The following is a 23433-nucleotide window of genomic DNA, read 5'->3' as shown; positions in this document are numbered from 1 at the left end:
ATGTCTTCGACGGTCAGACGAGTTTATGGGTGCGGATGACGCGATGGACGCCGGCGGAGTCGGTGGTGGCGAACAGATAGTCGTCGCCGCCGTCGTTGAGCTTGAGTTTGGCGCGCAACTGCGGGGCGTTGAGCGGAAAATTGCGCACGGCGATATTCGCGTGCGTGAGTCCGCCGAGCGTCCGCTTGAGTTCGCGCTTGTTCATGGTGCAGATATCGTCGATGACGAACGCGCGGCCGGGGAATCCGGCCTGCGGTTCGGCCGCGACGAAAAGGTGGCTGTTCGGCGCGATCTGGCATACGGCGAACAGCGCCGACAGCTGCGCGAAACAGCCCGCCTTCATAATCGAGGCGTTCGGCTCGTACAGATACCGCCACGAAGCGGGATCTGCGGGGTCGGGAAGTTCGCGGTCGCGCGATGCGGAGCGTCGCCGGGCGGCGGCACCCTCGCCATCCGACATGTCGGATATGGGCGATATGGGTTCGAACACCTCGTCGTCGTTGACGCAGACCATGCGTGGGGTGGCGTGGCGTTCGCGCGACAGCACAAGCAGCAGCTCCTTGCATTCGTTGGCCGTGGAGACGATATGCGTTTCGGCCACGAGACCCGCGAAATCCTCAACGGTTTTATGCCAGTCCAGCATGGGGGAGAGCTTGACCATCACATGCGGCGCTTTGCCGAGCAGAGCGTCGCACAGGCCGAGCACATCCGGCGCGCAATCCTGGATGGCGTAGGTGCGCGCGCCATGCGCGTCGCGCCGCGCGGGATCGAGGAAGATGAGGTCGACCGGCTCCATCCCGCGCAGGAAATCCTCGGCGTCGCCGTTGACGACGCGCACATGGTCCAAACCGAGCGCGGCCATATTATGTTCGGCCAACGCGCACAGATTCGCCTGACGTTCGACGTATACGGCATCGTCGAATTCGCGCGCCAGATACGAGCAGTCCACGCCGAACCCGCCGGTCAGATCCGCCATGGATGTTCGACGCGACCCGTCGGAGGCGACGAGCCGACGCGCGACCCGCCGCTTGTATTCGGCCGTGGCCTGCGACGAGCACTGCTCCATCGACAGATGCGGCGGATACAACACCCCATCGCATGCCGCCCATGCGGGAAGTTTGGCGCGCGCGGTCTGCCATCCGGCGATCTGGTCGAGCGCGAACGGCAGATCCAACCCCTCGCCGCGTTTGGCGCGCAACGCCAGATCGCGCACGTTCTCGGTGCGGTGCCGGCGGATGAACGCCAGCGTCTCGTCGGAAATATTCACCCCATCATTGTATGGGACGCCATACGCGGCGGATGGGCCGACCGCGCGAAGGGCATGTGCGTGGGTCGGAGGCCGGAGGGAAACGTCCATCGGCGACGTGATATTCCGTTCGCGTTACAGTGGAGGGCATGGGCACCATACTTGATTACGCGCGCGTGGAATTCCGCAGCTTCGCCGAACTGCCGTTCAGCGCGGTCGACTCGCTGATATTGTCCGAACTCGCCTACATCCGCATGCCTCGGGTGGTGCCGGTGTTCGCCGCGCACGCCGGCGGATCTGCGCCATCCGGCGACATCGCCGGACGGGACGCCACCCCGTCGGATCGCGGGGAGCGGGGCACGTCCGAGCGGGGGACGGGCATCATGCCGGGTGTTCCTATCACGGCGTTGCTGCGCGCCGAGGACTATCCGGACATGTTCGTGACCGGATCCAAAGACGTGAACGACTACCGCCGCCAGCTGCTGGTCGCGGTGGCGGAAAGCCCGCGATGGCGGAACCTGCGCGTGGGCGGCTATAGCGAACGCACGGACACGGACAGCGAGACCCAGTTCGCGGCCATGACCTTCGACCTGTCCGATTGCGCGGGATTGCGCGCCGAGGACGATCCCATGCTGTACGTCGCCTTCCGCGGCACCGACGGCACGCTGGTCGGATGGAAGGAGGATTTCAATATGGCCGTGCGCTGCCCGGTGCCCTCGCAGATCGCGGCCGCCGACTATCTCGCCGCGCTCGCCGCCGGGTCAGGCGAGGGCGCGCGATCGCGTCTCATGGTCGGAGGCCACTCCAAAGGCGGCAATCTGGCCGTCTACTCCGCGCTGATGCTGGCGCGGGATAACGAGACCGCCTTCGGCCGCATCGAACGCGTGTTCACCCATGACGGTCCGGGACTGCCCGCGGAACTCATGCAAGGAGAGACCTTCGCCGCCGTGAGACGGCTGATCGACAGCACCGTGCCCGAATCCTCGGTGATCGGCATGCTGCTCGAAACCACGGACGACTACACGGTGGTCGCCGCCGACGCCGTGGGTATCATGCAGCATATGGGACGCAACTGGCGGGTCGCGGACGACGGCGGATTCGACACCGTGCCCGAACTCAACGCGAGCGCGCGCTTCCTCGACCAGACCATCGACATCTGGTTGGACCGTTTTAGCAAGGAGCAGCGCGAACGCGCCATCGACCAGATCTACGGCATCTTCGCCGCCGCGGGCTACGAGACCTTCGCGGAACTCGCCGCGCACTGGAGCGAGGCTCTGCCGAAGATCGCCAAAGCCGCCAGACGCACCGACCCGTCCACGCGCGCCCTGCTCGCCGACGTCGTCAAGGCGTTCCCCGCCACCGCGGTGCGTTCGCTGGGCGAACGGGTCGGCGACGGCGCGAAAACGCAGCAATCCGACGCGGCGCAGGTGAACGGAGACTGAATTCCTCCGCGGGCGCGGGCAAAGTCGGCACGCAGGGGCTATTCTTAAGGATGGCTTATGTGACGAGAAGACGCGGCCGCGGTGGAACGGCCGCCGGGCGTGCGTCGCGCATAAGGGCGATAGCGAAGAGAAGACGAGACGGTACGCGTATCGGAAGGCGGTGAGAGACGATGTTGAGGATGTTCAGCACCATGAACGGTCAGGTGGAGCAGATCGAGAAACCGGAGAATGGTGCGTGGTTGTGTTTAAGCGACCCCACCGACGTGGAGCTCGCCACCGTCGCCTCCCAGACCGGTATCGACCTGGCCGACCTGCGCGCCCCCCTGGATGACGAGGAACGCTCGCGCGTCGACGTGGAGGACGACTACACGATGATCATCGTGGACATCCCCACCGTCGAGGAACGCAACGGACGCGACTGGTACGAGACCATCCCGTTGTCGATCATCATCACGCAGAAGCTCATCATCACCGTCTGCATGCAGGACACCCCGGTGCTGCACCCCTTCATGGAAGGCACGATCCGCGGCTTCAACACGTATATGCGCTCGCGGTTCATCCTGCAGATTCTCTACCGCAACGCGACCATGTACCTGCGCTACCTGCGCATCATCGACCGCGAAAGCGACAAGCTGGAACTGAAGCTGCGCCATTCCATGCAGAACCGCGAGATCCTCATGCTGCTCGAACTGAGCAAAACCTTGGTCTACTTCACCACCTCGCTCAAATCGAACGAGATCGTGATGGAGAAGCTGACCACGCTTTCGCGCATCAAGCAGTATCCGGAGGACGAGGATCTGCTCGAGGACGTCATCACCGAAAACAAGCAGGCCATCGAGATGGCGAACATCTACAGCGGCGTTCTCGCGAACATGACCGACGCGTTCGCCTCCGTGGTGTCGAACAACCTGAACAACGTGATGCGCATCTTCACCATCATCTCGATCACCCTGTCGATTCCGACGCTGATCTTCTCGATGTACGGCATGAACTTCGACGGCAATATGCTCGGCATGCCCTTCACCGACAAGCCGTGGGGATTCGCGCTCGTCATCGTGCTGTCCATGGCGATATCGGCCGTAGTGACGTGGTTCCTCACCCGTTCGCGCCTGTTCAAGTGACCGGTCGAAGCCGGGCCGTCCCACACGCCGGTCCGCGGGGTCGCCATGTGTCCAGTTGCGCGGCTAGTTTGCTGAGTTATGAGTGAGAACGCAACCGACGAACCGATGTACCGCTACAACGCGCGTCTGGCGCAGGACATCGAGACCAAATGGCAGAAGATCTGGGATGACGAGGGCACCTTCTGGGCCGCGAACGTGAACGGCGACCTGAAGGACGGCAAGGGCCGCAACGCCGAGGGACGCCCCTCGTATTTCGCGATGGACATGTTCCCGTACCCCTCCGGCAAGGGCCTGCACGTCGGCCATCCGCTGGGCTATCTGGCCTCCGACGTGGTGAGCCGCTACCACCGCATGAAGGGCGAGAACGTGCTGCACGCCATGGGCTACGACGCCTTCGGCCTACCCGCCGAACAGTACGCCGTGCAGACCGGCCAGCATCCGCGCGTGACCACCGAGGCGAACATCGCCAACATGAGCCGCCAGCTGCACCGCATGGGCCTGAGCTTCGACAACCGTCGCAGCTTCGCCACCATCGACCCGGGCTATGTGCGTTGGACGCAGTGGATCTTCTCGCGCATCTACGACTCCTGGTACGACGAGACCGCCGACAACCGCGACGGCGGCAAGGGCGCGGCGCGCCCGATCGCCGAACTCGTCGAACAGTTCGAGAACGGCTCCCGCCCGATCCCCGGTTTCGAAGGCAAGAGTTGGGGCGAACTGAGCCAGGCCGAACAGGCCGACGTGCTCAACGACTTCCGCATCGCCTACATCTCCAAGTCGCCGGTCAACTGGTGTCCGGGCCTGGGCACCGTGCTCGCCAACGAGGAGGTCACCGCCGAAGGCAAGTCCGAACGCGGCAACTTCCCCGTGTTCCAGCGCGAGCTGCGCCAGTGGTCCATGCGCATCACCGCCTACGGCCACCGTCTGATCGCCGGCCTCGACGGCATCGACTGGCCGGAGAAGGTCAAGCTCATGCAGCGCAACTGGATCGGCGAATCCCACGGCGCCTCCGTGCACTTCGACGTGGACACCCCGGCCGGCGTCAAGGATATGGAGATCTACACCACCCGTCCCGACACCCTGTTCGGCACCACCTTCGCCGTCGTCTCCCCGGAGCATCGTCTGCTGGCCGACGTGCCCGCCGAGTGGCCGGCCGAAACTCCCGAAATGTGGAAGGGCGGCTATGCCACGCCGCTCGAGGCCGTCGCCGCCTACCGCAAGGCCGCCGAGGCGAAAACCGCGAAGGACCGCGTGGACGCGGCCGGCGAGAAAACCGGCCTGTTCACCGGCCTGTACGCCGTCAACCCCATCACCGGCGCCAAGCTGCCGCTGTTCACCGCCGACTACGTGCTGATGGACTACGGCACCGGCGCGATCATGGCCGTGCCGGGCGGCGACCAGCGAGACTACGATTTCGCCGTCAAATTCGGCCTGCCGGTGATCTACACCGTCCAGCCGCTGCCCGAATCCGGCGATGATCTGGCCGACTACGAAGGCAAGGCCCCGTTCGTGAGCCACGACGGCATCGTGATCAACTCCGCCGTCGAAGCCACCAAGGCCAACGGCGAGCCGCTGAGCATCAACGGACTGCGCGTCGACGACGCCATCGACAAGGTGAACGCGTGGCTGGAGTCCGCGGGCGTCGGCAAGGGAACCGTGTCCTACCGCCTGCGCGACTGGCTGTTCTCCCGCCAGCGCTACTGGGGCGAGCCCTTCCCGATCGTCTACGGCGAGGACGGCACCCCGCACCTGCTGCCCGACGACCAGCTGCCCATCAATCTGCCGGACGTGCCGGACTATTCACCGCGCACCTTCGACCCGATGGACGCCGAATCCAACCCCGAGGCGCCGCTGAGCCGCAACGAGGATTGGGTGAAGGTCGAACTCGACCTGGGCGACGGCGTGAAGACCTACTACCGCGACACCAACACCATGCCGAACTGGGCCGGCTCCTGCTGGTACTACATGCGCTACATCGACCCGACCGACGCCGAACATATGGTGGAGGGCGCGGAATACGACTACTGGATGGGGCCGAACCACAACCGGTATTCGGGCGTCGAAGGCGGCGTGGACCTGTACATCGGCGGCGTCGAGCACGCCGTGCTCCACCTGCTGTACTCGCGCTTCTGGCACAAGGTGCTCTATGATCTGGGCTATGTGAACTCGTCCGAGCCGTTCCACAAGCTGTTCAACCAGGGCATGATCCAGGCCTACGCCTACACCGACGACCGCGGACAGTACGTGCCCGCCGCCGAAGTGGTGGAGGGGCCGGCCGACGAGAACGGCGAGCCGACGTTCACCTGGAACGGCGAGCATGCGAACCGCGAGTTCGGCAAGATGGGCAAGAGCCTGAAGAACATCATCACGCCGGACGACATGTACGACAACTACGGCGCCGACACCTTCCGTCTGTACGAGATGAGCATGGGGCCGCTCGACGAGTCCCGCCCGTGGAACACGCGCAACGTGGTCGGCGGCATGCGCTTCCTGCAGCGCCTGTGGCGCAACGTGGTCGACGAGACCACCGGCGAGGTGCGTGTGAGCGAAGACGAGCCGGACATGAAGACGCTCAAGCTGCTCAACAACACGATCGCCGACGTGACCGTGGAGATGGAGGCCATGCGTCCGAACACGGCCATCGCCAAGCTCATCGTGCTCAACAACCATCTGACTTCGCTGGACGCCGTGCCGCGCGCCGCCGTCGAGCCGCTGATCCTCATGCTCGCGCCGATTGCGCCGCATATCTGCGAGGAGATGTGGAACAAGCTCGGCCACGGCGAATCCCTGTCCGCCGAACCGTGGCCCGTCGCCGACGAACGGTACGTGGGCCAGGACACCGTCACCGCGGTGGTGCAGATCAAGGGCAAGGTGCGCGCCAAGCTCGAGGTCGCGCCCGACATCGACCCGGCCGAGCTGGAACGGCTCGCGCTCGAGGCCGTCGCCGACCGTCTGGGCGGCAAGGCCCCGCGCAAGGTGATCGTCAAGGCGCCGAAGATCGTTTCGATCGTGCCCGCCGAATAAGCGCGATTTCCTCCGTTGACCGGCGTGCCCCTATGACCTTTCCGAGGTCATAGGGGCACGCCGGTCATGATTTCGTTTGTCTTATCGCACGGCTCGGTCAAGCGAGAGCGAAGCGATCTCATCCGGTGCCACCCGCCGTTCGATCATGCCGTTGCCCATGAGCAGGGCGTCGTCCACGATGCCGCCAAGCTCATCGTTATGATGCGACGCGATGATGATGGTATGCCCCTGCTCGCGCTGATGATTCACTTCCTCCATGAACCGTTCCACGGAACGCCAGTCGAGGCCGTTGGTCGGCTCATCCAACAGCACCAGTCGCTGATGCTCCATGAACGCCTGCACGATGGCGAGCTTCTGCCGCATGCCCAGGGAATACGATCTGACCTTGTCGTCGCGATGATCCCAAAGGCCGAACGCCCGCATCAGCCGTTCAACCTCCGTCGCATCGAACGCATGGTTGATATCCGCCAGATACCGCAGGTTGTCCATTGCGCTCCGTGACGGGGTGAATCCCGGCGTCTCGATGATGATGCCGATGTTTTCAGGCAGCTTGCGATTAAAGGTCACGGGTGTTCCATTGATGGTTATGGAGCCGCCGGTTGGTTTGATGAAGCCGCAGAGGGTTCTAAGCAGCATGGTTTTGCCCGAACCATTCGGCCCGAGAATGCCGTATACCTTGCCGCGTTCGAATTGTGCGCTTACGGCGTTGAGCACTGTTTTGCGCCGAATGGTTTTCGATACGTTGTCGACGTTCACATACATGAGAGATCTCCTTATAGGTGTGATGTGAGTAATTCCGTATGCTGATAAGCGATGGCGATTGCGATGACCAGTGCCGCTATCACCAAGGGGAATAGCAGCACCCAATTGGGTATGGCGAGAGGGTTCGCGTCCATAAGCGCATGCTGTATGGCGGGCAGGATGGCGCACAAGGCCACAATCGCCAAAATCCACAGCCAGCCCTGCTCACGGTGGCCAACCAGTGTGGCGAATATGTCGTTGAGCAGCAGAATGAGCAGCATCAAGGCAGCCCAGATCGCACCCGCCGCCAGAGCAGCGGAAGAGAAGCCGCGCGCGTGGTAGGGGAAGGCCTCGGCAGGCAGCATGGCGAAGAGCATCACGGTGATGACAAGCTGCGCGCCGGCGAATACCACGCAGTAGCCGCCGGTCGTGGTGAGACATTTCGCCAATCTTCCCCAGCTTCGTCCACGGCGTATGAATACGAATGGATTCGGCCTCATAAGATATTCGGCAGGCTGGCCAAGCGAGAGCAGCGTGCCGAACAGCATGAATACGATAAATCCAAGATTGTCTTCCATACCAGTGACGCCGGCGTATTCGGCGATATGCGGCGCGCCCACGAATACTGCGGGATCCGGCGACAGGACGAATCGTGCCATCAGCGCGCAATACAGTATGCCGAGCAGCGTGCGGTAAACGGTTCGTCCTCTGATGGCAAGCGTATGGTGCGGCATATCATCGTCTCGCTATTCCTTGAGATGATCGCGTCGAGCATGTGCGATCGCGTTGGCGGCGATGAGCATCGCGAAGAGGACGAGAAACGGCAGCACTCGTTCCTGTATCAGTTGCGATGCGGTGTGAACGGGAAGCGTAAACAGAAAAAGCCAGTCCAATACACGGGGAGCGGCTGCGCTGAACACCCAATCCGCCAAAGCAAACACAATGATGAATGGAGGCGCGACAAACCCCCATGATATGCCGGCGCTGATGGGTAGAAACGCTGCCAAACCTATCGCTGTCAATTCCATGAACACTTGTGCGATGATCAATGGCAGTGGCGCGAGCGAAGATGAAAGGAAAGCGGACGGGGTCTGTGGCGTTATCGCCCACGCGATGATGGCGGCCAGCGCGGGCAATAGTGAGGTAAGCAGCGCCGCAACCAGCATCCATATCAGGTTGAGCCTCAACTCTGAGCGGGGATCGGTTCGCACTCGCTCGAAACTGGAGAATCGCGTCGAACCAAAGCAGAGCAACAGCAGAAACAGCGGTATGAGATTGTATCCCAGTATGTTGGTGTTCAGCATGACCTGCTGCCAACGGCCCTCGAGATCAGGGCGCGCATAAGACAGCGTATAGGTCGTGATCGCCAGTGCCGTGCAGGCGAGCATGGCCAACTTCGCCAAAGGAACGGCTCTGGCAAGCGGCATGAGAACATTACCATGCTTCACGACGCACCTCCAACGGATAGCACGCCGCTATCAGAATCATCAGCGCAGGTAACGTGACGGTTGCCCCTAGGGGGCTGCACGCTTGATTCGCCGCGCGGACACTCAGAAAATCAATAAAGCTCAAACCGGCCAGAGACGTTCCGTTGGTGGCCATCCACACGGTATACGACAGCACCAGAGGAACGATGACTTCCACATACCGATGCCGTGTCCAGAATGATACGCATATGGACAGGCATGCCAGCAATCCCGAGAGCGCGAATACGTAAAGCAATATGGCCGCCAGCAGCGCGACCTGATTCCGCTCGTAGAATCCGTACACCCACGAGTCGAATGTGATCAACGGGTATGATCCGTCGTTGGTGAAATGCCCGTCCACAAACCGCATATGGGGCTCTCTGACGACCGCGACCAGCAAGCTGAGCATCAATGGTGCGGATCCTCCCAGGCCGCCCAACAGAAAACCGGAAACCAGCGATGAACGCACGATCAGCGGTCTTGGAATACGTGTCTGCAACAGGGATAGCCGATTGTTATGACGTTCATTCGCATAGATGCTGCCGCCTGTCAGAGCCGCCAGAAACGGAAGGAGGAACAGATACAGATGGGTTCCCGAGCCGAAATAGTTGAAGAGAAGCATGTAATTGAGAAAGGTCGGTCCGATATCGGGCAGCCGCCAGACACTGGGGAAAGATGTGACCTGCTGCACGACCAGCAAGGCGATGGAAACGATGAGCACCGCAATCCATCGCACGCTGCGGCAACCATCGCAAAATTGTTCTTTCCACAATCGTGTGATCATGTCCCCTCCTTGGTGAAGCGTCATCGCTACCTGACTTCACTCTAGGGAGCGTTTGCGGGGAAGACCACCGCGGGCATACGCGAAACGTGTACATGATTGCTTCCCATCCGTGCGCGGATCGTTCTACGGTGGAAGCGCCGGCGAACGGTTCCAGACGTAGTATTGGTGGTTGTGGGGTTGAATACGACGGACACATCCGACGGCATCTTGTCCTTGGACGCTGCGATGGTCCGCGGGCGAATCGGAGAGAATGGTGAGTATGGGAAACAAGGCGGGTGATAATCCGCCGCAAGGCCGAAAAGCGCTGATCGTCGTCGCCGCGCTTGCCGCGGCGTTGACTTTATATACCGTCGCTTGGCTGGAGACGTTGAGCGTATTGTCCTCCATCGTCTGCGCTGCGTATATTGTTCTGCTGCTTGTTATTCCTTGGTGGCCTAAGACTGCCAGCGTGGTGTTGCTCATGTCCGATCCGTTGCTGTATTTTTTGTTCACGGATGTTGCGTCGATTTCTTATTTCGGTAATCTGGTGGCTATTGCGGTTCTTGCATATGAAATCACCAACCGTTCGGCTGCCCTCATGCTCGTAGTATGCAGTTGCGTGCAACTCTTGGAGAATCTGCTGCCCAACACCTATGGAATGGATATCCGAACATATCCGTCGTTTGTGATCATGGACATATTGGCCGCTCTTATGGGGTGTTCGCTTCGATGGCATAAACAATATTTCGAGATGCAACGGCGAATGGAGAATCATGCGGCGCAGGTCGAACGCATGCGCAATAACGAACGGATTGCGCGAAACATCCATGATTCGGTGACGGGAGACCTGTCGTTTATCGTGCGTAAGGCACATCAACGGTCGGAGAACGACGATTGGAGACAAGTGGGGGACGCGGCGTTGACGGCGTTGTCTTCGGTGCACCAAATCATCGACAAGCTGGACGAAGGATCCTCCGCGCCGTCCATCGATTCAGATTGGGAATCCTTCGTTACCAGGCTTACCGACGCGTTGCGCGTTCATGATCGTCGCATGTGTCAGATTGGCCTTCAAGGGGTCAGCAATGTTCATGTCGTACGGCATCCCGCCGTGTTGGACAGTGTGCGGCAGAACGCCACCGTCGATTGTCTCAACGAGGTGTTCTCCAATATCATGCGACATTCGCAGCCGGAAGGCGGCTATCAGGTCTCGGTGGAACTGGGGCGTGAGGGCGCGGCGATAATGGCGGTCAACGATTGCCCAGACACAGGCACGGCGATGGACCTTCCCGGTGGCACCGGGTTGGAACGCTGGCGGCGCATGATATGCGAGGAGTATCATGGCTCGATGGATGTTGGGGAAACCGATGGACAATGGCGGTTGCATGTGTTCATTCCGGGGAAAACGGCTTCGATGATCGCAGAAGGGGGCGAATGATATGAATGACCGGAATGCTTGGGCAGGTGATTCGGTTGAAGGCCGCGACGGCCGGTTCCGTCGGTATCCGGTCAGTTATCGTATCGCCCTGTTGGACAATGACAGGCGAGCGTTGCTTTCCCTGCAGGAACTGGTCGAACAGCATCTGGCGCCATCGCAGGTGATATGGACGGTCGAGCGAGGCGAGGACGCCATCGGACGATGCTGCGACGCTCGGCAGACGCCGGATCTGCTGGTTGTGGATATGTCATTGGAAGGACTGCAGGGGAGCAGCGTATGCCGACGGATACGCGCCCAATCCACGCGGCCGGCCATACTGGGAATCACCAGTTTCTCATTGAACTGGTATCGGCAAAAAGCCTCGGTCTGCGGCATGCAGGGACTGATAGGGAAAAGCGATGACCAGGAAATCGCGCAGGCGATGCGAGTAGTGGCCGCCGGAGGCGCGCTTCCCGGATTCGATACGGCCCAGATGGCGCATCTGCGACTGAAAAACGACCATTCCCTCAATCTGCTGCTCACCATGCGCGAGGAGGAAATCATCACGTTGTCGGCGGAACGAGGCATGAGCAATCAGGAGATCGGCGATCTGCTGGGAATCGCTGATGCCACGGTCAGAAAGCATATGCAGCATATCGTTGCCAAGCTCAACGCGAACAGCGTGCGTCATGCATCGGCCATCTGGCTCAATCAGGCGGAATAACGTCCGCAGGCTGTGTGGCTCCGTGTTCCTACTGGATGCATGCGTCGCCAAGCTGCATCGCCGATGTGGATAACCGCATAGGCTGGAACCACATCACCCCGTTCGACTGGACAGAGCGCCCATGACTCCCCCACAGTGGGAGTATGGGCGCTTCGCATATCCAACGGGACGCGCATACGCGGCTGCGCGACCTGACGCAACAGCGGAGAGGCGGTGACGTTCCCCCTCCGCCGCCTCCGCCTGCCCGTGCATCGAGATCCGACGCCAATCGGGTGGCGTTGGAAGATTTGGTCGGTGTCCGTCCGGATGACGGGCGAACGGAACGGGCCCGCCGCAAGCGCACCCAGCCTCGGATACGATTCATCTTCCGGCATATGCTGACCGCCGTTCTCATACTGACGGCCGCGTTATGCGCCAGTCTGACCCTGCTGGTGCAGCAGGGCGCGAATATGGCCGCATTGCAGGATTCCACGGCCTCGCAGACAATCGCGCGACTCCCGGACGCATCCACGGATGCGCAAGACAGGCAAGCGGACGAATCATCCGACGGCTCCGAAGACGAAGCGACCGACTCCAGTCCGAACGGCACCAGTGGGACGAACTCCACGGATGAACCCCCGACGGAGAACCAGACTCCATCCGAGTCCGAAACGCCGGACTCGAATCCCACGGATGATGGTCTGATCGACCTCAACACCGCCGACGCGCAGGAACTGGACACCCTGCCCGGCGTGGGACCGGCGATCGCGCAACGCATCCTCGACCACCGCGCCAGCATCGGACGGTTCACCAGCGTGGACCAACTGCTCGACGTCAAAGGCATCGGCATGAAAACACTGGACAAGATGCGGGCGCAGGTGACGGTGCGATGAACGGAACCACACGACCTACGGAACGCGCGCGGCGGCGCGGCATGCCAGCATTCCAACGGGAGCAAGGCAGCCGCGACTGGCGGATGCTGCCGGTCGCCATCGCCATGTGGGCGGCAAGCCTCGGCATGCACACGGCATTCGAATGGGCGGTCGCGCAGCCGATGCCGCCGACGTTTACGGTCGGCGTCGCGGGATGCGCGATGGCGGGAGTCACGGCAGGCGTGATGGCGGTTCCCGCCATCCCACTGAAACCGCATATGCGCGCGATGGCGACGATGCTGATATGCGCCGCGATCACCGCGGGCATCGCCACGCTCGCCTTCGACCTGCACGCATGGCATGACCCTGCCTCCATACAGGCGCGCGGGACACCGGCCACCGTCACCGTGCACGCCCACATCGACGAACCCGTCACCGCCGCCGACCGGCGCGGCTACGACTGCCAGGCCACGGCCCAAACCCGCGTCCTCGACGACGGCATCGTACGCCGCGCATCCACCGCATCGATACGCGTATACGCCACCGGAGAAGACTGTGCGGGGCTGACACGCGGCGCCGTCATCGCATTCACCGGCACCATCACCCCGGCCGACTGGGGAAACGTGGCGCTCTGGCTCAACGTGCAGGGAACCGATCCCGTACGCCGCATCCGTGACCCAAGCATGGCCGACACAATGGCCACCGCCATACAGGAGGCCTTTTTCGCCGTCACCGAACGACTTTCCGACCAAGGACGCGTGCTCGTGCCCGGCCTCACCCTGGGACTGCTCGGCCAAGACCACATCGACGACGGCGCAGGACCCGCCATCGACGACACCTACGCCGCCACACTGGAAGACCAGTTCCGACGCGCCGGCATCATGCACCTCATGGCCGTATCCGGCGGGCACTTCGCCCTCATCGCCGAACTCACGCGCCGACTGGGCTCATGGCTGCTGCTCGACCGACGCATACGTGCGGCCCTGCTCGCCGCCACCTATATCGCGCTCGCCGCCCTGGTCTTCCCCTCGGCCTCGGTCACACGCGCCCTCATCATGGGACTGATCGCCTCGGCCGGCGTGGCGCTGGGCAGGCGCTCGCAACCCATCAGCGCATTGAGTTGGACGGTGGTCATCGTGCTCGTGGCCGACCCCGCCATGTCCCGCAGCTATGGATTCGCGTTGTCCAGCGCGGCCGTGCTGGGCATCGTCATCTGCTCGCCGGCGTTGGAGAAAGCGCTGCGCACGGCCATGCCGAAACCCTTGGCTCAGATGGTCGCGATGACCGTGGCCGCGCAACTGTTCACCCTGCCGATACAAATCCTTATGGAACCCGAACTGCCCATCCTGTCGGTGGCGGCGAACCTGCTGGTCGCCCCCGTCGTGGGATGGTCGACCATCACGGGATTGGTGGCGTTGCTGGCCGCATGGGCGAGCCCGGAACTGGCCTACGGATGCGCGTGGCTGTCCTCATGCGGCACCATAGTGATGGAACGCGCCGCGGTCTGGCTCGGCGGCACCGACGTGGTGACCCTGCCATGGAGCTCCGGCGTCGCCGGCGCGGTCTCCATGATCATCGTGGAAGCCGCAGTCGCATCGGGCATGGTCGTCTGCGCCCGCTGGTGGAAACGCCGACGGGTCGCGCAGCCAGGGCTGCCCGGAGAGCGTATCGGCGCCACATGGCGCAATCGACTGGCGATCTGGTTCGATGAGACGGAACGCGTGCTTGTCCAGCGATACGGCGAGATTGGAGACTATGGCCAAAACAGCAGCGGCGAACGCCCCGGTGCGCATCGTATCGGGAGGCGACGCCTATCTCAACGAGCAGACCGTGCGGGACCTGTGCCAGCGGGCTCTGAACGCGCGTCCAGGCAGCGAACTCATCGAACTGGACGCCACGCACGCCGACCGGTACGCCTTCGACGAGGCGGTGAGCCCCTCGCTGCTGTCCGACGTGTCCGTGGTGAAACTGCTCAACGTGCAGAACGCCGATGAGAAGCTCGCCGACGCGTTGGTCGACTACTGCAAGCAGGCCTGCGCAGATCCGGCCGGCTCCAGCGTGGTTGTCTGCCAGCATGAGGGCGGGGTCAAAGGCAAACGCCTGATCGACCAGCTGGTGAAGGCCGGCGCCGGCAAAGAGGAGGTCCCCGACCTCAAACGCGCCGACGCGCAGCTGAACTTCGTGCTGCAACGGTTCGACCGCAACGGCCGGCGCGTCGACCCGATGGCCGCCCAGCAGCTGGTTTCCGTGCTGGCGGGCAAAACCGGCGAACTGGCCGCCATGTGCGACCAATTATGCTTCGACTTCGACGACAATCCCATGGGATTGAACCGCGTCAACCAGTATCTGACCGCCAACCCTCAGGTCACCGGGTTCAATGTGGCCGACAAGGCCATGGAGGGGCGCGCCGCGGACGCGATCGTGATGATGCGTTCGGCCGTGGAGCAGGGCATCGACCCCATCGCGCTGATTGGCGCGCTGGCCATGAAACTGCGCACCATGGCCAAAGCCTCGGCCGTGAAGGCGGGCACGATCTCGCAGGCGGAGGCCAAAACGAATCCGTGGGTGCTGAAGAACGCCATGCGTCAACTTTCCGGATGGACCTCCGAAGGGCTCGGGCGTTGCATCCGGACATTGGCCTGGGCCGATGAGCAAAGCAAAACCAACGGCGGCGACCCCGTCTACGCTCTGGAACAGTCCATTATGCTGATCGCCGGAAAAGGACGGGCGTCCTGATGAGCGAGTTCTCCCACTCCATTCCCACCGACGAGGCGATGCGCGGATTCGGCATGCGAATCGCACATATGGTCCGCGGTGGCGACGTGCTGCTGCTGTCCGGCCCTCTGGGCGCGGGCAAAACCACCTTCGCGCAAGGATTCGGCGCGGGGTTGGGCATCGACGGGCCTATCGTGTCGCCGACCTTCACCATCGCCCGCGAACTGGACGGACGGTTCGTGGACGGCACCGCCGCACATCTGGTGCATGTGGACGCGTACCGTCTTGGCGGCAACGCCTACGCGCCCGGACAGAACAGCGCCGAACGGCTGCTCGACGAACTCGAATCCTTAGGACTTGACGAAGAGCTCGAGGATCCCAGCGACGACACCGTGGTGCTGATGGAATGGGGCGAGCAGATGGCCGCGGCCTTGGCCCCCGAACGTCTCGAAATCCACATCGAGCGTCCGTTGGATATGACTCGGGAGGCGGGCGGCGCGCCGACCAGCGAGGGGACTAGAATCGTGACGTTGGTTCCGGTCGGCAGCGACTGGCAATCGCGTATCGCATCATTCGACGACATCGGCAAGGAGCGGCAATGACCGAACGGGGAGAGCAGTCCAACACCAATACGTTGGTCATCGACACCTCCTATGGCTCCACCGTCGGCATCGTGGGTCGCGAGCCGATCACGGAAACCGATTCGCGCACGCATGTGGAACGTTTGCAGGCCAATATCGCCCGCGCCGTCGCCGAAGCGGGACTGAAGCCCGCCGATTTGGACGAAATCATCGTGGGCACCGGTCCCGCGCCGTTCACCGGCCTCAGGGCGGGCGTCGTGGCGGCCAAGGCGCTGGCCTTCGCCACAGGAGCGACGCTGATCGGCCACGACGTGTTGTCCGCCCAAGCGCAATGGAACCTGATCCGCCGTTCCGAGGCCGGCACGTTGGGCGACGCCGTTGACGGCGGCCGTCATGTGCTGACTTTGGCTGTGAACGACGCGCGGCGCAAACAACTGTATTTTCAATTGGAACAGGCTTCATTGACTTCGAAGCGGCCCGTCCAGGCGCTGATCGCCATGGACATCGACTATCCGGAGAACATCGTGGAACGGGTGAACGCCGCCGTGCGTGCGTTCGCCGAGGAACATCCCGGCGCGCAGGTCGTGGTGGACGTGATCGGCCATGGCGCGGCGAAATACGCCTCCGTGTTTGAGCGGATGGAGCATCTGGGTGATATCAGCGACGAATCCGTGCTCGACCAAGGAGCTCAGGGACTGTCGATCTTCTGGGAGGATGCCGTGCTCGCGCATGGTCTCCGGCCGGACGCTCCCGTGGAGCCGTTGTATCTGCGCCGCCCGGACGCGGAGATTCCGAACCCGCTCAAGCATGTGCTCGGCCACGCCGGCGCGGACAAGGCCTGAGGGATTCGCATGATCGCCGAATTGGAAACGATCGACCGCGATACGGCGGTGCGCGCCATCGCCGCGATGGAGGCCGAACTGTTCGGACGCGGCGCATGGAGCGAGCGCATGGTGCGCGAGGAGCTGGACGCGCCCGCCCGCACCTATGTCGTGGATATCGAGCCCGACGCCCCGACCGGATCGCCCTCAGCCATCCGTGGATACGCCGGATTCTGGTACGACGGCGAGGACGCCGAACTCATGACCATCGGCGTCGGCAAGGCCCACCAGCGCAAGGGCATCGCCGCCGCGTTGCTGCGGCGTCTGCTGGACGAGGCGTCACGGCAGGGCGCGCGGCGCATGCTGCTCGAGGTGCGCGTGGACAACGAACCCGCGTTGGCCCTCTACCATCGCTTCGGATTCGAACGCATGGGGTTGCGCAAACGGTACTATCAGCCCGAAGGCATCGACGCGTACACCATGAGCGTGGAATTGGCTCCGCGCATGGTGGGATTCGCGCGTGAGGAACACAGGAACGAAGGAGCGGCGCAATGAGCGAAGCGATCGTGCTCGGCATCGAATCCACATGCGACGAAACCGCCGCCGCCGTCGTGCGCGGACGCGAGCTCGTCTCGAACGTCGTGGCCTCATCCATGGAGGAGCATGCGCGCTACGGCGGCGTGATCCCCGAAATCGCCTCGCGCGCGCACGCCGAGGCCTTCGTGCCCTGCGTGTCCAAGGCGTTGGCCGACGCGAACATGACCTTGGCCGACGTGGACGCGATCGCGGTCTCCGCGGGGCCGGGCTTGGCCGGATGCCTCGCCGTGGGCGTCTCCGGCGTCAAAGCGCTGGCATGGGCCGCGAACAAGCCGTTGTACGGCGTGAACCACGTCATCGGGCATATCGCCGTCACCCAACTGCAATTCGGCGCGTTCCCGCCGGATACGATGGCGCTGATCGTCTCCGGCGGGCACACCTCCCTGCTGCATGTGGAGGATGTGGCGCGCAAAATCGACGTGGTCGGCACCACCTTGGACGACGCGGCGGGGGAGTGCTTCGACAAAGTGGCGCGCCTGCTCGGCTTCCCCTATCCGGGAGGTCCGCATATCGACCGCCACGCGCAGGCCGGCGACCCGCACGCCATCCGCGTGCCGCAGGGGTTGACGCAGGGCAAGGCCGGCGCGGCGCATCCGTATGATTTCAGCTTCTCCGGAGTGAAAACCGCCGTGGCGCGCTGGATCGAAACCGAACAGGCTTTGGGCCATGACATCCCCGTGGACGACGTGTGCGCCTCTCTGGCCGACTCCGTGGCCGACGTGCTGGCGAAGAAGGCCATGCGCGGATGCGAACAGTACGGTTCCGACACGCTTATCGTGGGCGGCGGATTCTCCGCCAACTCGCAGCTGCGGGCCAAACTGCTCGAATACGGCGAGAAACATGGCGTCGAGGTGCGGATTCCGCAACTCAAACTCTGCACCGACAACGGCGCGATGGTCGCCATGCTCGGCGTGAACCTCGTGGAGGCGGGCATCGCCCCCAGCGGACCGGATTTCCCCATCGACTCGTCCATGCCGCTGACCACGGTTTCGCTGTAGCGGCGCGCATCGAACCGTTAATCGTCCGGTTGATGGTTCGGGATGTCGGGAGCGAAACCGCTCGCTTCCGATGCTGCGACATGCCGAGGTGCGTTGATTTGCATTTGAGGGCAAATCATGTAAGCTATGTGACTTGTGCGCGAGAGAAATCGACCGCACGGGAACATATTCCTGCGTAGCTCAGTTGGCAGAGCATCCGACTGTTAATCGGACGGTCGCTGGTTCAAGCCCAGCCGCAGGAGCTCGAGATCGGAGATTTCGGTTTCCGGTCGAGAAAATTGAATATTCCTGCGTAGCTCAGTTGGCAGAGCATCCGACTGTTAATCGGACGGTCACTGGTTCAAGCCCAGTCGCAGGAGCCATAAACCCCTGAATTTCAGGGGTTTTCTTGTTTTCAGGCCAATATCGGTCGGCGGCGCGCGTCTTGTGCGGCGACACCCTCGAAGGGCAATGTGGATAACTCGAAGGCTGGAACCACATAACCCGTTTCGAGTGGACAACGGAGCGTCGCATTGCTCACAGTGGAATCACGACATCACGGCGAACACGTGAATCCACCACAAGAACCCCAAGGAGCGATGACGATGAACCGACATATCGGGCGATGCGGCGAATGCCACGACCAAAGCCGCGCCAGAAAAACACGATTCGAATACGAACGCCGACGGGTCCAAGAGGAGCGGCTCCGCGCCTTGACGTCGGCCTTGGCGATATTCGCTGTGATGGTGGTGCTGTTGACCTGCATCCTTGCCACGGGTGCGGGGCAAGAGCGGTACATGCTCGCCGATGAGCGGAAGGACTGCGGGACGGCGACCCCCATCGCCTTCACGGCATTGGCGGTCGATATGAGCGTCTCCAGTTCCTCCGACGAGTCGCGCTGCCAGTCCGTGTTTGATTGGCCGGTGGCCCAGGTCAGCCTCGAACAGGAGTTCCGCAGGCCTCCCACGACGTGGTCCGCTGGCCATCGAGGTGTGGATTTGCTCGCCGAAGAGGGGACGGCGCTGCTCGCTCCCGCGGATGGCGTGGTGAGCTTCGCCGGCGTGGTGGCGGGTAAGGATGTGGTCAGCGTACGCCATGGCACGATCCTCTCGAGTTTCGAACCGGCCACCACCGACCTGAAGGTCGGCACAAGCGTGCGGCGGGGCGAGGGATTCGCCGTGACGGGCGGAGGATCGGACCATTGCGGAAACCGGTGCGTGCATTGGGGGCTTCGACGCGGCGCCGATGATTATCTGGATCCGGGCGCGTATACGGCGCGTACGGTCATCTCCCTCAAAGCCCACCGCTCGACCGGTCGCTTAACAGATGATTCCACCTTCTTCAGCACTGGGTCGTTATACAATGCGAGACGGAGCATAACGTAAGAGACAGGAGCAGCATGCTCAAGGAATACACCCGCCCTCTGGCGGCCCCCATCGACTACGACCAGAACATCTTCTCGGTGCTCGAACACCGTGCGGAACGCACACCTGAGGATTCGCTGGTGGAATACAAGGGGGACGGCGGCGATTGGCTGTCGTTCTCCGCCGTGGAATTTCGCGACAAGGTGATCGCCATCGCCAAAGGACTGATCGCGCGCGGCATCATGCCCGGGGACGCCGTATCCGTGATCTCCAAAACACGTTGGGAATGGACCGCCCTCGATATGGCGATCATGTCGATCGGCGCGCTCACCGTGCCCGTGTACGAGACGAACTCCGCCGCGCAGGTCGCCATGATCTTCAACGACTCCCGCGTCAAAATGGCCTTCGCCGAGAACGACGCGCAGCGCGACAAAATCGAATCCGTACGCGGCGAATGTCCGAACCTCGACGACGTGTATGTGATCGACTACGGAGCGATCGACACCATCGAGGAATACGGCCGCGGCGTGACCACCGAGGAGTTCTACGAACGCGAACACGCGGTGAAGGGAAGCGATCTGGCGACCATCGTGTACACCTCCGGCTCCACGGGCACGCCGAAAGGCATCGAATTGAGCCACGGCAGCTTCGTGTTCATCACCTACTCCGGCATCAACTCCATGCCCGACATCGCGATGAAACCGAACCGCCGGCTGCTGCTGTTCCTGCCGCTCGCGCATGTGTTCGCACGCTACATGCAGTTCTTCTGCTTCGCCGGCAACGTCTCTCTGGGCTTGTCGAGCAATCTGAAAACCATTCTGGCCGATTTCGCCAGCTTCCAGCCCACCTTCATCCTCGCCGTGCCGCGTATTTTCGAGAAGATCTACAACGCCGCCTCCCAGAAGGCCGGTTCGGGCATCAAGGGACGCATTTTCGCGAACGCCACCGTCGTGGCCAAGGAATGGTCCGCGGTGCAGCAGTCCGGCGAGAAGATGCCTCTGTTGCTGAACTTGCAGCATGCGGTGTACGACAAGCTGGTCTACTCCTCCATCATGAGCGTGTTCGGTGGCCATGTGGAATACGCCGTGTCCGGCGGCGCGCCGCTCGACTCGTCCATCGCGCATTTCTTCAACGGCGTGGGACTTCCGCTGCTGGAAGGCTACGGTATGACCGAAACCTGCGCGCCGACCAACGTGAACCCTACGGAAGGCTACAAGATCGGCACCATCGGACTGCCCCTGCAGGGCGTGACCGTGGGCATCGCCGAGGACGGCGAACTGTGCTTCAAGAGCCCACAGGTGTGCGCGGGCTACCACAACCAGCCTGAGGTCACCGAACAGCAGATCGTCGACGGCTGGCTGCATACCGGCGATCTGGGCGATCTGGATGATGAGGGCTTCGTGACGGTCACCGGCCGTAAGAAGGATCTGATCATCACCGCAGGCGGCAAGAACGTCTCTCCGGGCATGTTGGAGGCCTCCGTGATGACCTCGCCGGTGGTGAACCAGTGCGTGGTGCTCGGCGACCGCAAGCCGTTCATCGCGGCCATCGTGGCTTTGGATTTGGCGGAAACCAACACCTGGCTCAAAGCCCAAGGGGCCACCGAGATGGAGGACCTTGCCCAGGCGGCGAGGAACCCGATCGTCTACGCCGAGGTGGAACGCGCCGTGAACGCCGCCAACGAGCTGGTCTCCCGCGCCGAATCCATCCGCAAATTCGAGATCGTGCCCGATGAGTTCACCGAGGACAACGGCATGGTGACGCCGAGCCTGAAGGCCCGTCGCGCCGCGATCACCGAACACTACCGCGAGCTCATCGACACGGTGATCTACGCGGGCAAGAAGTAGTTCTATAAACCGGCTTCGGCCATGGTGATATAGCCGGGCGTGATGAGCTCGGCCTTGAGATTGGAAGCGCTGACCGCCAGCAAAGCCTCGCTGATGGTCGGCGTTTCCTTACCCGCGATGGTTGTGGTGCTTACCGATTCCATATCGTCCAAAGTCGTTCCGGTGTTCAGCCGCACGCAGGCCTGGGCGGTGGCCTCTGCCAACGCCTTGCGGTCCTCCAGACCGGTCATCCACTGCTTGCCACTGACCAGATCCGGCATGCTGTCCACATACGCGCCATAGCCGGTGACCAACGGCCACTGCGCGTCGCGTTCCGCCTCGTCCTGCGTATCGGCGTCCGTGCCGTCGGTATCGGGGGCTTTGATGGGATCGGGCACGGCTTCGCGGGCCAGGTCCTTCTTGCCGGTGATGTTGTCGACGATGCCGGAAATGGTGATCGACGGATTGATATCCGCGGCGGAACCGGTATAGCCCAGCGCCTCCAGCTCATCGATCACATCGGAGGCCACATAGTCGTTCATGGCGATCACGCCGTCGATGCGGGTGTGTCCGGAATCGCTGTTCTCCACATCCAAACGGTTGGCGAGCTCGCTGCCGGTCGCGTCGTCCTCGGAGGCGTCATAGGCGACCAGCCTCCAATCGTCGGCGGTGGTCGACGCGGTGAGAATGCCCGACGGGCTGCGCAGCACGCCGGACTCGAAATACGGTCCCAACACGCTCCAGATGCCGGCGAAGGCCTCTTGAGCGAAGGAGGCGGATGTGTCGGCGTCATCGGCACTGGCCGCATCATCGGTGTCAGCCGAAGAGGACTGCGGATCGTAGGGCAGCATCACCTCGACGTATTTGGGATTGTCCTCACTGACCTTGTCGAGCTCGAGTTTGGTCACCATTTTCTCCGCCTGCAGCTGCCCTATGGACCGCGCGTCGCTGAATGAGACGAACGCGTCAGGGGAGTAGCCTTCGATGGTGCTGGCCATCAGTACCACATGCATGCCGGAATCCTGGGCGAGACGCAGCGCGGACACCAGCCTGTCGGCGGCCTGACGGTTTTCCTCGACGATTCGCTCGGCTTCGGAATCCTCGGCGTCTTCGGTGGAATCCGTCCCATCGGCTTCGGACGTTCCCTCGGAGGCATCGGCGGACGAATCACCATCGTCCGCCGAACCGGTGTCGGACGTGTCGGACGTGTCGGAGGCGTCGGCATCGTCGGCCGTGTTCTCGTCGTTCTCGTCGTCGTGCGCCAGTTCCTGACGGATGTAATCGCCGTATTGTCTGGTGGAATCATCGGTCTGAACCACCGGCGCCACCAGCAGCGTGGTGTGCTGCGCCTCGATGTCGTCCTCGTCCGTCGCGGAGAGATGGTCGACCACGTAATCCTGCACGGTACGGCTCTGCCGATCCAGCGAATCGGAGGTGAAGGATTCGATATGGTCGCCGGACATGCCCTCGGCCTCCAGCGCGTCGGTGATCTCCGGTACCAGCTTCGCCCACTTGTTCAATGGGGTGTGTTGGGAGATGGTGATGCCGTCCGATGGGGTGAAGATGGCGACGGCGCCGTCCTTCGCCCCGGTGGAGACCGTGGTGCTTGACGAATCGGGATCCTCGGATTGTCCGTTGTCCGCCGAAGAGCACGCCCCCAACCCGACAAGCAGGCCGGCCGCCGCCATAAGCGCGGTGAGACGTGCTGCGAACGAGGAATTGCGCGTGGTCATGTGGGGAGGGTCCTTTCCGAAAGGGCT

At 62.6% G+C, this 23433-nt stretch carries 18 protein-coding genes, 2 tRNA genes and 2 pseudogenes; 16 read left to right on the top strand and 6 right to left on the bottom strand.

The window, feature by feature from the left end:
• Positions 1–13: 13 nt before the first annotated feature.
• Positions 14–1267 carry a class I SAM-dependent methyltransferase gene (locus BE0216_RS02205; protein ID WP_094636126.1) on the bottom strand — a complete coding sequence of 418 codons (1254 nt, stop codon included), beginning with the start codon at positions 1265–1267 and terminating at the stop codon, positions 14–16.
• A gap of 128 nt (positions 1268–1395) precedes the next feature.
• Here BE0216_RS02205 and BE0216_RS02200 point away from each other — a divergent pair, with 128 nt between their 5' ends.
• The 3 genes from BE0216_RS02200 (at position 1396) to leuS (ending at position 6833) form a co-directional block, all read left to right on the top strand.
• Positions 1396–2688, top strand: coding sequence for an Mbeg1-like protein (locus BE0216_RS02200; protein ID WP_094636127.1), 1293 nt, complete (start codon positions 1396–1398; stop codon positions 2686–2688).
• 170 nt (positions 2689–2858) lie between these two features.
• Positions 2859–3809: a magnesium transporter CorA family protein gene (locus BE0216_RS02195; RefSeq protein ID WP_072724205.1), complete on the top strand. Its 951-nt coding sequence runs from the start codon at positions 2859–2861 to the stop codon at positions 3807–3809.
• A gap of 78 nt (positions 3810–3887) precedes the next feature.
• The gene (gene leuS, locus BE0216_RS02190; RefSeq protein WP_094636128.1) at positions 3888–6833 is read left to right on the top strand and encodes a leucine--tRNA ligase; all 2946 of its coding nucleotides are present in this window, start codon (positions 3888–3890) and stop codon (positions 6831–6833) included.
• 81 nt (positions 6834–6914) lie between these two features.
• Here the strand turns inward: leuS and BE0216_RS02185 are convergent, their stop codons facing one another.
• From BE0216_RS02185 to BE0216_RS02170, 4 genes are read right to left on the bottom strand one after another with little or no spacing between them, the layout of a single operon-like run.
• Positions 6915–7595, bottom strand: a complete 681-nt coding sequence (locus tag BE0216_RS02185; protein ID WP_094636129.1) for an ABC transporter ATP-binding protein — start codon at positions 7593–7595, stop codon at positions 6915–6917.
• A gap of 11 nt (positions 7596–7606) precedes the next feature.
• Positions 7607–8308: a hypothetical protein gene (locus tag BE0216_RS02180; RefSeq protein WP_094636130.1), complete on the bottom strand. Its 702-nt coding sequence runs from the start codon at positions 8306–8308 to the stop codon at positions 7607–7609.
• A 12-nt stretch (positions 8309–8320) separates the two neighbouring features.
• Positions 8321–9022 carry a hypothetical protein gene (locus tag BE0216_RS02175; RefSeq protein ID WP_143249265.1) on the bottom strand — a complete coding sequence of 234 codons (702 nt, stop codon included), beginning with the start codon at positions 9020–9022 and terminating at the stop codon, positions 8321–8323.
• Positions 9009–9824 (bottom strand): hypothetical protein, encoded by an 816-nt coding sequence (locus BE0216_RS02170; protein WP_094636132.1) that lies wholly within the window; start codon positions 9822–9824, stop codon positions 9009–9011. Before BE0216_RS02170 ends, BE0216_RS02175 begins: the two co-directional genes overlap by 14 nt.
• Positions 9825–10083: 259 nt before the next feature.
• Between BE0216_RS02170 and BE0216_RS02165 the strand changes: the two genes are divergently transcribed.
• The 13 genes and pseudogenes from BE0216_RS02165 to BE0216_RS02110 all read left to right on the top strand — a co-directional run bounded on the left by BE0216_RS02165 (position 10084) and on the right by BE0216_RS02110 (position 21694).
• Complete coding sequence (locus tag BE0216_RS02165; RefSeq protein ID WP_094636133.1) at positions 10084–11238, top strand: sensor histidine kinase; 1155 nt, start codon at positions 10084–10086, stop codon at positions 11236–11238.
• A gap of 1 nt (position 11239) precedes the next feature.
• On the top strand, positions 11240–11941 hold the full coding sequence (locus BE0216_RS02160; RefSeq protein ID WP_094636134.1) for a response regulator: 702 nt from the start codon (positions 11240–11242) through the stop codon (positions 11939–11941).
• A gap of 674 nt (positions 11942–12615) precedes the next feature.
• Positions 12616–12813 (top strand): annotated as a pseudogene (locus BE0216_RS12290) (ComEA family DNA-binding protein); the annotation flags it as partial.
• Positions 12810–14375: pseudogene (locus BE0216_RS12115) on the top strand (ComEC/Rec2 family competence protein); the annotation flags it as partial. The pseudogenes BE0216_RS12290 and BE0216_RS12115, both read left to right, overlap by 4 nt.
• A 172-nt stretch (positions 14376–14547) precedes the next feature.
• The gene (gene holA / locus BE0216_RS11925; RefSeq protein ID WP_226805676.1) at positions 14548–15528 is read left to right on the top strand and encodes a DNA polymerase III subunit delta; all 981 of its coding nucleotides are present in this window, start codon (positions 14548–14550) and stop codon (positions 15526–15528) included.
• On the top strand, positions 15528–16109 hold the full coding sequence (tsaE, locus tag BE0216_RS02145) for a tRNA (adenosine(37)-N6)-threonylcarbamoyltransferase complex ATPase subunit type 1 TsaE (RefSeq protein WP_094636138.1): 582 nt from the start codon (positions 15528–15530) through the stop codon (positions 16107–16109). The genes holA and tsaE overlap by 1 nt, the downstream gene beginning before the upstream one ends.
• The gene (gene tsaB / locus BE0216_RS02140) at positions 16106–16930 is read left to right on the top strand and encodes a tRNA (adenosine(37)-N6)-threonylcarbamoyltransferase complex dimerization subunit type 1 TsaB (protein ID WP_094636139.1); all 825 of its coding nucleotides are present in this window, start codon (positions 16106–16108) and stop codon (positions 16928–16930) included. Before tsaE ends, tsaB begins: the two co-directional genes overlap by 4 nt.
• Before the next feature lie 9 nt (positions 16931–16939).
• Positions 16940–17464 (top strand): ribosomal protein S18-alanine N-acetyltransferase, encoded by a 525-nt coding sequence (gene rimI, locus BE0216_RS02135; RefSeq protein ID WP_094636140.1) that lies wholly within the window; start codon positions 16940–16942, stop codon positions 17462–17464.
• Complete coding sequence (gene tsaD, locus BE0216_RS02130) at positions 17461–18504, top strand: tRNA (adenosine(37)-N6)-threonylcarbamoyltransferase complex transferase subunit TsaD (RefSeq protein WP_094636141.1); 1044 nt, start codon at positions 17461–17463, stop codon at positions 18502–18504. Before rimI ends, tsaD begins: the two co-directional genes overlap by 4 nt.
• Positions 18505–18673: 169 nt before the next feature.
• Positions 18674–18746: transfer RNA gene (locus tag BE0216_RS02125), tRNA-Asn, on the top strand.
• Positions 18747–18790: 44 nt separating this feature from the next.
• Positions 18791–18866 (top strand) — tRNA-Asn (locus tag BE0216_RS02120).
• A gap of 222 nt (positions 18867–19088) precedes the next feature.
• Positions 19089–19868 (top strand): M23 family metallopeptidase, encoded by a 780-nt coding sequence (locus BE0216_RS02115; protein ID WP_226805675.1) that lies wholly within the window; start codon positions 19089–19091, stop codon positions 19866–19868.
• 14 nt (positions 19869–19882) lie between these two features.
• A complete protein-coding gene (locus BE0216_RS02110) occupies positions 19883–21694 on the top strand; it encodes an AMP-dependent synthetase/ligase (protein WP_094636142.1) in 1812 nt (603 codons plus the stop codon).
• A 2-nt stretch (positions 21695–21696) separates the two neighbouring features.
• On the opposite strand, the gene BE0216_RS02105 is transcribed toward BE0216_RS02110, so the two are convergent.
• Positions 21697–23406: a substrate-binding domain-containing protein gene (locus BE0216_RS02105; RefSeq protein WP_169714242.1), complete on the bottom strand. Its 1710-nt coding sequence runs from the start codon at positions 23404–23406 to the stop codon at positions 21697–21699.
• Positions 23407–23433: the final 27 nt, after the last annotated feature.

It is taken from the genome of Bifidobacterium eulemuris, from assembly GCF_014898155.1.
GTDB lineage: Bacteria > Actinomycetota > Actinomycetes > Actinomycetales > Bifidobacteriaceae > Bifidobacterium > Bifidobacterium eulemuris.
The sequence above is the reverse complement of the archived record's forward strand: the minus strand, read 5'-3'. Positions and strand labels throughout refer to the sequence as shown.